Source organism: Sphingobacterium arenae (assembly GCF_014692505.1).
In the GTDB taxonomy this organism is placed as follows: Bacteria; Bacteroidota; Bacteroidia; order Sphingobacteriales; family Sphingobacteriaceae; genus Sphingobacterium; species Sphingobacterium arenae.
Genome location: NZ_JACNYK010000005.1, coordinates 233,894 through 246,810, shown reverse-complemented (window position 1 = coordinate 246,810; position 12,917 = coordinate 233,894). Strand labels below are relative to the sequence as shown.

The window sequence follows — 12,917 nt, the reverse complement described above, 5'->3', positions numbered from 1 at the left end:
AAAAATAAGATAATAAAAAAGGCAGCAAAAGTTAATTGCTGCCCTTTTTTATTTGGTTGTAGACCAACTAATCCTCTTCTTTCGAAGCTAGTAACTGATCATATTCCTCACGCGAACCAACAATAATATTGCTGTACTCGCGTAAACCCGTTCCTGATGGAATCAAGTGACCTACAATGACGTTTTCCTTCAAACCTAACAAATCGTCACGTTTACCTGCAATAGCAGCCTCGTTCAAGACTTTTGTCGTCTCTTGGAACGATGCCGCCGAGATGAACGATTTCGTACCCAATGATGCACGGGTAATCCCCTGCAATAAAGGACTTGAAGTTGCTGGAATAGCATCGCGAATTTCCACTGTTTTCAAATCTTGACGACGTAAGATAGAGTTCTCTTCACGAAGTCTACGCATCGTTACAATTTGACCAGCTTTCAACTCTTTCGAATCTCCCGCATCCACGACAACTTTCTTATCAAACAACGAATCGTTTTCTTCCATGAAGTCCCATTTGTTAGCGGCCTCTTTTTCCAAGAAGCGGGTATCGCCCGGATCTTCAATATTCACTTTCTGCATCATTTGATGAACGATAGTCTCGAAGTGCTTATCGTTGATTTTCACCCCTTGTAAGCGGTAAACTTCTTGGATACCATTCACGATATATTCTTGAACAGCCGCAGGACCTTTGATAGAAAGAATATCCGCCGGAGAGATAGAACCATCTGACAATGGCATACCTGCTTTTACAAAGTCATTATCCTGAACTAGAATGTGTTTAGAAAGCGGAACCAAGTATTTCTTGATCTGTCCATCTCTGGATTCAATCGAAATCTCGCGGTTACCACGTTTTACACCGCCCAATGTAACAACACCATCAATTTCCGTAACAACAGCCGGGTTCGACGGATTACGTGCTTCAAACAATTCGGTTACACGAGGAAGACCTCCCGTGATATCACGTGTCTTACCTGTCGCACGCGGGATCTTTGCTAAGATCGTCCCTTCTTTTATTTTTTGTCCATCTTGAACAGAGACGTGCGCTCCTACTGGAATGTTGTATGAACGTAACGTATCACCAGTCAAATCCGCGATCTTGATCGTCGGGTTTTTCGTTTTATCCCGTGTCTCGATAATGACCTTCTCTTTGTGTCCGGTTTGTTCATCCGACTCATCACGGAAAGTAACCCCTTCAATAATAGCTTCGAATTCAATCTTACCTGGAAATTCAGAGATGATTACAGCGTTATATGGATCCCAGTCTGCCAATACCCTACCTTTTTCTACCTTATCACCTTCATTCACGTATACATTAGCACCGTAAGGAATAATCTGGGTGTATAGTACTTTTCTATCTTCGCTTACAATGCGAAGTTCTCCCGAACGACCGATTGCTATTTGATATGGTCCTTCCTCGCCTTCTTTGGCTACAGAACGAACATTTTCAAATTCTATCTTGCCGTCGTATTTTGCAACAATACTAGATTCTGCCGCGATATTCGACGCCGTACCCCCCACGTGGAATGTACGTAGTGTCAACTGGGTACCTGGTTCACCCACAGACTGTGCCGCAATAACACCAACGGCCTCGCCCATTTGAACACGCTTACCCGATGCGAGGTTACGTCCATAACAAGCTGTACAAACACCACGTTTTGCTTCACATGTCAGTACCGAACGGATTTCAATACCCTCTATACCTGCCTCTTCTATCGCTGTTGCAACTTCCTCTGTAATATCTTCGTTTGCAGCAACTAGCAATTCTCCTGTTTCCGGATGGTAAACGTCATTTAGCGGTGTACGCCCTAGGATACGATCGTATAATGGCTCTACAATATCATCATTTTCTTTAAGTGCTGTTTTGTATAGACCACGTAATGTATTACAATCTTCTTCCACGACGATCATATCTTGCGCAACGTCGTGCAGACGACGAGTTAAGTATCCCGCATCAGCCGTTTTCAACGCCGTATCGGCAAGACCTTTACGTGCACCGTGGGTAGAAATAAAGTACTCCAATACCGATAAACCTTCCTTGAAATTCGACAGAATCGGGTTTTCAATAATCTCTCCCCCTGAAGTACCCGATTTCTGTGGTTTTGCCATCAAACCACGCATACCACACAACTGACGGATCTGTTCTTTGGAACCACGAGCACCCGAATCCAACATCATATAAACCGAGTTGAATCCTTGGTTGTCGTTCGAAAGGATATCCATCACGTATGCCGTCAACCTATTATTGATACGCGTCCAAATGTCAATAATCTGATTATAACGTTCGTTATTCGTAATGAACCCCATGTTATAGTTATTCATTACTTCGTCAACCTCATTTGTCGCTTGTTCAATCAAATCAGCTTTAGCAGCCGGAATATTCAAGTCTTGCAAGTTGAATGACAAACCACCTTTGAAAGCCGTTTGGAAACCTAACTCCTTCATATCATCCAAGAACTGTGCTGCACGGCCCATACCCGTACTCTTCACAATATCTCCAATAATATTACGTAAAGATTTCTTGGTCAATAACTCGTTGACATAGCCCATCTCATCGGGTACGATCTGGTTAAAGATAACCCGACCAACGGTAGTTTCGATAATACCTTCGGAGATCTGCCCTTCTCTATTTCTATTTTTTGTTTTTACCTTAATAAAAGCGTGCAAATCAATTTTATTCTCGTTCAAGGCAATAATAACCTCTTCGGGAGAATAAAATGTCATCCCTTCCCCTCGTACTATATGATCCTTCGTAGATTTACGTCCCTTTGTAATATAATAAAGTCCCAATACCATGTCCTGAGACGGTACTGTTACAGGAGAACCATTCGCCGGGTTAAGGATGTTATGTGAAGCCAACATTAAGATTTGGGCTTCCAAGATAGCAGCATTACCTAAAGGTAAGTGAACAGCCATTTGGTCACCGTCAAAATCCGCGTTGAATGCGGTACACACCAACGGGTGTAATTGAATGGCTTTACCCTCTACCAACGTAGGTTGAAAAGCTTGGATACCCAAACGGTGAAGCGTCGGAGCACGGTTGAGTAATACAGGGTGTCCTTTCAATACATTTTCCAGGATATCCCATACCACCGGATCCTTCCGATCAACGATTTTCTTTGCCGATTTAACCGTCTTTACAATACCTCTTTCAATCATCTTGCGAATGATGAATGGCTTATAAAGCTCCGCAGCCATATCTTTAGGCAGACCACATTCGTGTAATTTCAGATTTGGGCCTACGACGATTACCGAACGAGCCGAGTAGTCAACACGTTTACCCAACAGGTTCTGACGAAAACGACCTTGCTTACCCTTTAAAATATCAGACAAAGATTTCAATGCACGGTTACCTTCGGTTTTCACCGCATTGACTTTACGCGAGTTATCGAATAAAGAGTCCACAGCTTCCTGCAACATCCGTTTTTCGTTACGTAAAATAACCTCAGGAGCTTTGATCTCGATCAAACGTTTTAGACGGTTGTTGCGGATAATCACGCGACGGTATAAATCGTTCAAATCGGATGTTGCAAAACGACCGCCATCCAATGGTACCAATGGACGTAATTCCGGTGGAATAATCGGCACAATTTTTACAATCATCCATTCCGGACGGTTTTCGATCCGGGTATTTGCACCACGGAAAGCTTCCACAACATGAAGACGTTTCAATGCTTCATTTTTACGTTGTTGCGAAGTTTCGTTAGCTGCCTGGTGACGTAAGTCGTACGATAATTGATCTAAGTTGATACGTTTCAAAAGTTCTTCCATCGCCTCAGCTCCCATCTTGGCGATAAATTTCTGCGGATCGGTATCCTCCAAATATTGATTCTCTTTTGGTAAAGTATCTAAAATATCTAAATACTCTTCTTCCGTCAAGAAATCCATATAGGAAATACCATCATCTTCTTTGATACCTGCCTGAATAACCACATACCTTTCATAGTAGATGATCATATCCAACTTTTTGGTTGGCAGACCTAATAAATAACCAATTTTATTAGGAAGGGAACGGAAATACCAAATGTGTGCTACAGGTACAACCAAGTTGATGTGCCCCATACGCTCACGACGTACTTTTTTCTCTGTTACTTCTACACCACAACGGTCACATACGATGCCCTTATAACGAATACGTTTGTATTTACCACAGTGACATTCGTAGTCCTTTACCGGACCAAAAATACGCTCACAGAATAAACCATCACGCTCAGGTTTGTACGTACGATAGTTAATCGTCTCTGGCTTTGTAACCTCTCCGCTAGACCGCTCCAAGATCGTTTCCGGAGAAGCCAAGCTGATCGTAATCGATGTGAAGTTACTTTTAATTTTATTATCTTTTTTGTAAGACATACTTTATAAAAAGTTAAAGCTGTATGCTTGATTAATCTAATGTGATATCTAATCCTAAACCGCGTAGCTCATGTACCAGTACATTGAACGATTCCGGTACAGATGGAGTTGGTAGGTTATTCCCTTTAACGATAGCTTCGTAGGTTTTCGCACGACCGACAACATCATCTGATTTCACAGTTAAGATCTCCTGTAAGATATTTGATGCACCAAATGCTTCCAATGCCCATACCTCCATCTCACCGAAACGCTGACCACCAAATTGTGCTTTACCACCCAGTGGCTGTTGTGTAATCAGCGAGTACGGTCCGATAGAACGCGCGTGCATTTTATCATCCACCATATGACCTAATTTCAACATGTAAATAACACCTACTGTAGTCGGTTGGTCAAAACGCTCACCTGTTAGACCATTGTATAGGTATGTTCTACCAGACATCGGTAAACCGGCCTTAGCGATCCACTCTTCCACCTCATCCATTTCTGCTCCGTCAAAGATTGGCGTTGCAAATTTGGTTCCAAGCTTCTGACCTGCCCATCCCAAAACAGTTTCGTAAATCTGTCCTAAGTTCATCCGCGACGGTACCCCTAATGGGTTCAACACGATGTCTACGGGTGTACCATCTTCCAAGAACGGCATATCTTCATCACGAACGATACGGGCAACGATACCTTTGTTACCGTGACGTCCCGCCATCTTATCTCCTACTTTCAGCTTACGTTTCTTAGCCACGTACACTTTCGCCATCTGAACGATACCCGATGGGAGTTCGTCTCCGACGGAAATAGCAAACTTCTCTCTTTTAAACGCACCCAGCTCTTCGTTAATTTTAATATTATAGAAATGAAGGGCTAACTTAATCAACTCGTTCTTATCTTCATCGGTCGTCCAGCCGGTGGGATTGATGTGTGCATAGTCCAAATCCATCAGGATTTTCTGTGTGAATTTAGCACCTTTCGGTACAAGCAGTTCTCTATACACATTATATACCCCCTGACTAGTTTTACCGTTCACGACAGTAAAGAGTTTCTCCACTAAACGGTCTTTCAATACCTTCACCGCTTTATCGTGTCCGACTTCCAATTTATCTAAAGCTTTTCTTTCTACATCTTTAGACATTTTTTTCGCACGGGAGAATAGCTTCGTATCGATAACAACACCTTTCAGAGACGGTGACGCTTTCAATGAAGCATCTTTTACATCACCCGCTTTATCTCCAAAGATAGCGCGAAGTAATTTCTCTTCCGGTGACGGATCGGATTCACCTTTAGGTGTGATCTTACCTATCAATATATCACCTCCGTTCACCTCGGCGCCGACACGGATAATACCATTCTCATCTAAATCTTTAGTTGCTTCTTCCGAAACGTTCGGAATATCGGATGTCAATTCTTCCTCCCCACGTTTCGTATCGCGCACTTCCAGTTCAAACTCCTCAATATGCAAGGATGTGAATAAGTCTTGCGAAACCACACGTTCAGAAATTACGATCGCATCCTCAAAGTTATATCCTTGCCAAGGCATGAAAGCCACTTTCAAGTTACGACCTAGCGCCAACTCACCGTTTTCTGTCGCATAACCTTCACATAATACCTGCCCTTTGGTTACCTTCTGACCTTTCGTAACGATTGGTTTCAAGTTGATACAGGTATTCTGGTTGGTTTTCTTAAACTTCGTGAGTGTATATGTTTTCACATCGTTATCAAACGAAACCAAACGGTCATCATCGGTACGCTCATAACGAATTTTAATCTCGTTTGCGTCCACATACTCTACCACACCTTCACCTTCTGCATTGATCAATGTACGGGAATCGGAGGCCACACGAGCTTCCAATCCTGTACCCACAATAGGAGCTTGTGGTTTCAATAAAGGAACAGCTTGACGTTGCATATTCGATCCCATCAACGCCCGGTTGGCATCGTCATGTTCTAGAAACGGAATCAACGACGCCGCAATCGAGGTAATCTGGTTTGGCGCAACATCCATATAATCCAATTTCTCCGGCTCGATAATCGGGAAGTCACCTTCATATCTTGCCTTTACTTTCGGATCTTCAAAGTTACCCTTATCATCATATTGCGCATTAGCCTGCGCAATTGTCTTATCATCTTCATCCTCCGCAGACAGGTACACCACAGGTTCATCAACAACGACTTTACCGTCTCTTACCTGACGATAAGGCGTTTCGATAAAACCAAGATTATTGATTTTAGCGTGTACCGCTAAAGAAGAAATCAAACCAATATTTGGTCCCTCAGGTGTCTCAATAGTACATAAACGACCATAGTGCGTATAGTGAACGTCACGTACTTCAAAGCCTGCGCGCTCGCGTGAAAGCCCCCCCGGCCCTAAGGCTGATAAACGACGCTTGTGCGTAATCTCGGCCAATGGGTTAGTTTGATCCATAAATTGCGACAACTGGTTCGTTCCGAAGAACGAATTGATCACGGACGACAATGTACGTGCATTAATCAAATCCGTTGGTGTGAATACCTCGTTGTCCCGGATATTCATGCGTTCGCGGATGGTACGTGCCATACGCGAAAGACCGACTCCAAATTGCGCATACAACTGCTCACCTACCGTACGTACACGACGATTGGATAAGTGGTCGATATCATCCACTTCTGCCTTGGAGTTAATCAAATTAATGAGATACTTTACAATGGCGATAATATCTTCGCGCGTCAATACTTTCGTATCGTCGGCCGTATCCAATTTCAACTTGCGGTTGATGCGGTAACGTCCCACATCACCCAAGTCATAGCGTTTATCCGAAAAGAACAAACGATCGATAATACCACGCGCTGTTTCCTCATCTGGTGGTTCCGCGTTACGCAACTGACGATAGATGTGTTCTACAGCCTCTTTTTCAGAGTTTGAGGTATCTTTCTGTAAAGTATTATATATAATGGAGTAGTCCGCATTGTTCGCACCATCTTCCTTAGCCAAGATAATAGATTTTACCCCGGCGTCGATGATCATTTCAATGTGGTCTTCCTCTAAAACAGTTTCACGTTCTAAGATAATCTCATTACGATCGATAGACACGACCTCACCTGTATCCTCGTCAACAAAGTCTTCGATCCATTTTTTCAATACCCTGGCGGCCAATCGACGACCAACATATTTTTTAAGACCCGATTTACTTACCTTAACCTCATCTGCAAGATCAAATAACTCTAAGATATCTTTATCTGAATCGTAACCAATCGCACGCAATAAAGTAGTAACCGGGAATTTTTTCTTACGATCGATATACGCGTACATGACGTTATTCACGTCCGTCGCAAACTCGATCCAAGAACCTTTAAAAGGAATTACCCTTGCCGAATAAAGTTTCGTACCATTTGTGTGTCTACTCTGACCAAAAAACACACCAGGAGAACGGTGCAACTGGGAGACGATGACACGTTCAGCACCATTGATAACAAAGGTACCTTTTGGCGTCATATAAGGAATCGTTCCCAAATATACATCCTGTACAATAGTTTCGAAATCCTCATGCTCCTCATCATTACAAGATAACTTCAATTTTGCCTTGAGCGGAACACTATAGGTCAACCCACGCTCAATACATTCCTGTATATCATAACGAGGCGGATCGATAAAATAATCCAAAAACTCCAGTACAAAGATGTTTCTTGAATCAGAAATAGGGAAGTTTTCCGAGAAAACCTTGAACAGCCCTTCCTGATGGCGGTTGTCAGAAGTAGTTTCCAGTTGAAAAAACTCCATGAAAGATTGCAATTGCACATTTAAGAAATCGGGATAATCAATAACCTTCTTACTTATAGCAAAATTTACTCTTTCTTTTTGAATATTATTGTTTGCCAAGGGAATAAGTATTTTAGTTTAAAAAAACTGAGCCAATTATGCTGTAATCATGTTTTCACCAAATGTCAGCATCCATTTGGTACACGTAATAATATAAACAGGAATAGACTCTAGCAGTATGTTGCCAGAGTCTAAACCGTTAAGGTGCGTTTCTATGGTGAGATTACTTGACCTCAACAACAGCTCCAGCTTCTTCTAATTGTTTTTTCAACGCTTCAGCTTCGTCTTTTGAAACACCAGTTTTCAATTCCTTAGGAGCACCGTCTACTAAATCTTTAGCTTCTTTCAAGCCTAAACCAGCTAAGTCTTTAACCAATTTAACTACTGCTAATTTCTGGCCACCAGCTTCTTTCAAGATCACGTCAAATGAAGTTTTCTCTTCAGCAGCAGCAGCTTCGCCACCAGCAGCAGGTCCAGCAACTGCAACAGCTGCAGCAGCAGGTTCGATACCGTACTCGTCTTTTAAGATATCAGCTAACTCTTTAACTTCTTTTACTGTTAAGTTAACCAACTGTTCAGCAAGTTGTTTTAAATCTGCCATTTTATTTTGAATTTTTGAATGTACTTAATAAAGATTGTTAATAAAAATACACGAACGTTTCTTACGAGGTGCTCGTTAACCTCTTTCTTCTAAAGCTTTTACCAAACCTGAAATTGTATTTCCACCTGATTGAAGTGCAGAAATAACATTTTTCGCAGGAGATTGAAGCAATGCGATAACGTCTGCAATAAGTTCTTCCTTAGATTTAAGAGAAACTAAAGCATTCAATTGATCATCACCAACAAAAGCCGTTTCTTGGATGTAAGCCGCTTTTAAAACGGGCTTATCACCTTCCTTACGTAATTGTTTGATCAATTTTGCTGGCGCATTTCCTGTTTCAGAGAACATCAACGTAGAAGCACCTTTAAGTACACTACGCAATTCTTCCGAATCAATTCCCGCTTCTGTAAGAGCCTTCTCGATCAAGGAGTTTTTAGCAACCTGAATTGCTATACCTTGCTCATAACCCTTACGGCGAATGTTATTTACTTTCTCCACAGTTAAATCAGCAGTGTCAGTAATATAGAAATTACCGTAAGATTTAATCTGTTCGGCCAAAGCTTGAACAATTGCTTGTTTTTCTTCTTTTCTCATGATTAAATTCCTGCTACTGATTTAGTCTCCACATGAATACTAGGACTCATCGTTGAAGAGATGTGAATACTTCTAAAGTATGTTCCTTTAGCGGCAGTAGGTTTAAGACGCGCAATAGTTTGTAATACCTCTAATGCATTGTCATAAATCTTGTCTGCTTCGAACGACGCCTTACCCACTGAAGTATGAATGATACCGGTTTTGTCGACTTTGAAATCAATTTTACCACCTTTAACTTCCGTTACAGCCTTGCCTACTTCCGTAGTCACTGTACCAGTTTTCGGGTTAGGCATCAAGTTTCTAGGACCTAAAATACGTCCTAATTTACCCACTTTAGCCATAACACTAGGCATAGTAATAATGATATCAACATCAGTCCAACCACCTTCGATCTTGCTGATATAGTCATCAAGCCCCACGTATTCCGCACCCGCTGCCTTAGCTTCTTCCTCCTTATCAGGAGTACACAATACTAAAACACGCACGGTTTTACCGGTTCCGTGAGGTAATGTAGCGATACCGCGAACCATTTGGTTTGCCTTACGAGGATCCACGCCTAAACGAACGTCGATATCCACAGAAGCATCAAATTTCGTCGCCGTAATCTCTTTAACCAAAGCTGCTGCTTCTTGTAAAGAATACGCCTTACCAGCTTCAATTTTGGATAGTGCCGCTTTTTGATTTTTTGTTAATCTAGCCACTTTCTTAAACTGATTTCGTTAAATTAATTGTTCCAAGGAGCGCTACCAGAAACGGTAATGCCCATACTCCGTGCTGTTCCAGCCACCATTTTCATGGCAGACTCTACAGTAAATGCATTCAAATCAGGCATTTTATCTTTGGCAATTACCTCAACCTGCTCCCACGTAATGGAAGCCACTTTTTTACGGTTAGGTTCACCTGACCCACTTTTCAGTTTAGCTGCATCTTTTAACTGAACAGCTACCGGTGGCGTCTTAATGATAAAATCGAATGATTTGTCGCTGTAAACTGTAATGACAACAGGTAGTACTTGACCTGGTTTGTCTTGCGTACGAGCGTTAAATTGCTTACAGAAGTCCATGATATTCACCCCTTTAGCACCCAATGCAGGGCCTACAGGAGGAGATGGATTCGCAGCACCGCCCTTTACTTGTAATTTTACTAACGCACTGACTTCTTTTGCCATTTTGTTTTGAATTTAATTGTTAAATGTTTGTTAGTAAGGTGGAAGCATTATAACGTAACATTTATTGTTTTTCGAAAGCCACATAAAATAATATGACCAAACGAGGTGCAAAGATAATAAGATTTTCTGAAATAAAAAAAGTAAAACACAAAATAAAAAGGGGCAACCATATGGATCCCCCTTTTCCTATACAAATTTTAATTTATTCTTTTTCTACCTGCATGTAGTTCAACTCTAATGGAGTTTTCCGCCCAAAGACTTTCACCATAACGGTCAGTTTCTTCTTGTCTTCATGCACCTCTTCGATTTCTCCAGTAAATCCGTTAAACGGTCCGTCGTTTACTTTCACTGTTTCACCAACATAATACGGAACATTCATGCTTTCGCCTTGCTCAGCCATCTCGTCCACCTTACCTAAAATGCGGTTTACTTCAGCAGGGCGTAAAGGGATAGCATTACCAGCTTTATCACCAAGAAACCCAATAACACTATTCAAGTTCTTGATTGCATGCTCAATCTCTCCGTCCAATGCTGCTTCTATCAAAACATACCCAGGGTAGTAGTTACGCTCTTTTGCCACTTTCTTCCCATCACGCATTTGATAATATTTTTCCATTGGAATCAATACTTGAGGTACCAAGTGTTGAATTCCCATACGGTTCACTTCAGCCTCGACATATTGCTTCACCTTTTTCTCTTTTCCACTAACGGCACGAACTACATACCATTTTAACGTTTGATCTGCCATAAAATTTTTAATGATAAATTTAGGAAGTAATTCCGTACAACAACTCCAACAGATTACTTGAAGCTTTATCCATCACAAATATCAACAGCGCAATAATGACAGAAGCTACAAGTACCACTACCGCCGAGTTTTGTAATTGCGCCCAAGTAGGCCAAGTTACTTTTTCTGTAACCTCGACATAGGAGCTTTTTAAAAAATCAAGTACTTTAGCCATTTTTAGTTTACCTAAATTATTTTAGCAGGGGTACCAGGATTCGAACCCAGACCAACGGTTTTGGAGACCGCTATACTAACCATTATACTATACCCCTTGGTTTTTGATGACGCAAATATAGCGTTTCAACGCTATTAGCGCAAATATTATTTACTTTTTTTCTACTTTACGAATGTTTATTTGGAAAATAGAAAAAACAAGCTAACTAGCCTAAGCCAATTAGCTTGTTTTTATGATGTTAGGATAATCTTAAAAAAAGATTACGCTACGATTTCAGTTACCTGACCAGCTCCTACGGTACGACCACCTTCACGGATAGCGAAACGTAGACCTTTTTCCATAGCGATTGCGTTAATCAATTTTACTGAAATTGTTACGTTATCACCAGGCATAACCATTTCAGTACCTTCTGGCAAGGAGATCTCTCCTGTTACGTCAGTCGTACGGAAATAGAATTGAGGGCGGTATTTGTTAAAGAATGGTGTATGACGACCACCTTCTGCTTTTGACAATACATATACCTCAGCTTTGAAGTCTGTATGAGGAGTTACTGTGCCTGGTTTACAGATTACCATACCACGACGAATATCTGTTTTTTCAATACCACGTAACAACAAACCTACGTTGTCACCAGCTTCACCGTAATCCAAAATCTTGCGGAACATCTCTACGCCTGTTACTGTAGATTTCAAGTTCTCAGCACCCATACCTAAGATATCAACTGCATCACCAGAGTTGATTACACCTCTTTCGATACGACCAGTAGCAACTGTACCACGACCTGTGATAGAGAATACATCCTCGATCGGCATCAAGAAAGGAAGCTCAGTCAAACGTGGAGGAATTGGAATGTAGTTATCTACAGCATCCATTAATTCCATGATTTTATCAACCCATTGCTCTTCACCATTCAATGCACCTAAAGCAGATCCTTTAACTACAGGAATATCATCACCTGGGAATTCGTAGAATGACAACAATTCACGAACTTCCATTTCAACAAGCTCTAACAACTCTTCGTCGTCAACTAAATCAACTTTGTTCAAAAATACTACTAACGCAGGAACACCTACCTGGCGAGCCAACAAGATGTGCTCACGAGTTTGAGGCATAGGACCATCTGTCGCAGCAACTACGATGATAGCACCATCCATTTGTGCAGCACCAGTAACCATGTTTTTTACATAGTCAGCGTGACCTGGACAGTCAACGTGCGCATAGTGACGGTTCGCTGTTTGGTATTCTACGTGTGACGTGTTAATTGTGATACCACGCTCTTTTTCTTCAGGAGCAGAGTCAATTGAATCAAATGAACGCGCTTCTGAAAAACCTTTATCAGCTAATACTTTAGTGATAGCGGCTGTAGTAGTTGTTTTACCGTGGTCAACGTGACCGATTGTACCGATATTTAAGTGCGGTTTACTCCGGTCAAATTTCTCTTTTGCCATGTTTATGCGAATTAGTAA

General features: G+C 41.6%; 9 protein-coding genes and 1 tRNA gene. All 10 read right to left on the bottom strand.

What is annotated here, in order from left to right:
- Positions 1-67: 67 nt before the first annotated feature.
- Positions 68-4,345, bottom strand: a complete 4,278-nt coding sequence (gene rpoC, locus H8B17_RS16780; RefSeq protein ID WP_190310375.1) for a DNA-directed RNA polymerase subunit beta' — start codon at positions 4,343-4,345, stop codon at positions 68-70.
- 31 nt (positions 4,346-4,376) lie between these two features.
- Positions 4,377-8,186 carry a DNA-directed RNA polymerase subunit beta gene (gene rpoB / locus H8B17_RS16775; protein ID WP_190310374.1) on the bottom strand — a complete coding sequence of 1,270 codons (3,810 nt, stop codon included), beginning with the start codon at positions 8,184-8,186 and terminating at the stop codon, positions 4,377-4,379.
- Positions 8,187-8,349: 163 nt separating this feature from the next.
- Positions 8,350-8,727 carry a 50S ribosomal protein L7/L12 gene (rplL, locus tag H8B17_RS16770; protein ID WP_190310373.1) on the bottom strand — a complete coding sequence of 126 codons (378 nt, stop codon included), beginning with the start codon at positions 8,725-8,727 and terminating at the stop codon, positions 8,350-8,352.
- 75 nt (positions 8,728-8,802) lie between these two features.
- Complete coding sequence (gene rplJ, locus H8B17_RS16765; RefSeq protein ID WP_190310372.1) at positions 8,803-9,321, bottom strand: 50S ribosomal protein L10; 519 nt, start codon at positions 9,319-9,321, stop codon at positions 8,803-8,805.
- Between the two features lie 2 nt (positions 9,322-9,323).
- A complete protein-coding gene (gene rplA / locus H8B17_RS16760) occupies positions 9,324-10,022 on the bottom strand; it encodes a 50S ribosomal protein L1 (RefSeq protein ID WP_190310371.1) in 699 nt (232 codons plus the stop codon).
- Between the two features lie 23 nt (positions 10,023-10,045).
- Positions 10,046-10,489, bottom strand: coding sequence for a 50S ribosomal protein L11 (gene rplK, locus H8B17_RS16755; protein ID WP_105717079.1), 444 nt, complete (start codon positions 10,487-10,489; stop codon positions 10,046-10,048).
- A 202-nt stretch (positions 10,490-10,691) separates the two neighbouring features.
- Positions 10,692-11,237, bottom strand: a complete 546-nt coding sequence (gene nusG / locus H8B17_RS16750) for a transcription termination/antitermination protein NusG (RefSeq protein WP_190310370.1) — start codon at positions 11,235-11,237, stop codon at positions 10,692-10,694.
- Positions 11,238-11,256: 19 nt separating this feature from the next.
- Entirely contained in the window at positions 11,257-11,451 is a 195-nt protein-coding gene (gene secE / locus H8B17_RS16745; protein ID WP_105717076.1) for a preprotein translocase subunit SecE, read from the bottom strand.
- Between the two features lie 25 nt (positions 11,452-11,476).
- Positions 11,477-11,548 (bottom strand) — tRNA-Trp (locus tag H8B17_RS16740).
- 163 nt (positions 11,549-11,711) lie between these two features.
- Positions 11,712-12,899, bottom strand: a complete 1,188-nt coding sequence (tuf, locus tag H8B17_RS16735; RefSeq protein WP_190310369.1) for an elongation factor Tu — start codon at positions 12,897-12,899, stop codon at positions 11,712-11,714.
- Positions 12,900-12,917 lie beyond the last annotated feature (18 nt).

Coding starts and splice junctions, on each gene's coding strand:
- rpoC (WP_190310375.1), bottom strand. CDS start 4,345: ATGTCTTACAAAAAAGATAATAAAATTAAAAGTAACTTCACATCGATT.
- rplL (WP_190310373.1), bottom strand. CDS start 8,727: ATGGCAGATTTAAAACAACTTGCTGAACAGTTGGTTAACTTAACAGTA.
- rplJ (WP_190310372.1), bottom strand. CDS start 9,321: ATGAGAAAAGAAGAAAAACAAGCAATTGTTCAAGCTTTGGCCGAACAG.
- rplK (WP_105717079.1), bottom strand. CDS start 10,489: ATGGCAAAAGAAGTCAGTGCGTTAGTAAAATTACAAGTAAAGGGCGGT.
- nusG (WP_190310370.1), bottom strand. CDS start 11,237: ATGGCAGATCAAACGTTAAAATGGTATGTAGTTCGTGCCGTTAGTGGA.
- secE (WP_105717076.1), bottom strand. CDS start 11,451: ATGGCTAAAGTACTTGATTTTTTAAAAAGCTCCTATGTCGAGGTTACA.
- tuf (WP_190310369.1), bottom strand. CDS start 12,899: ATGGCAAAAGAGAAATTTGACCGGAGTAAACCGCACTTAAATATCGGT.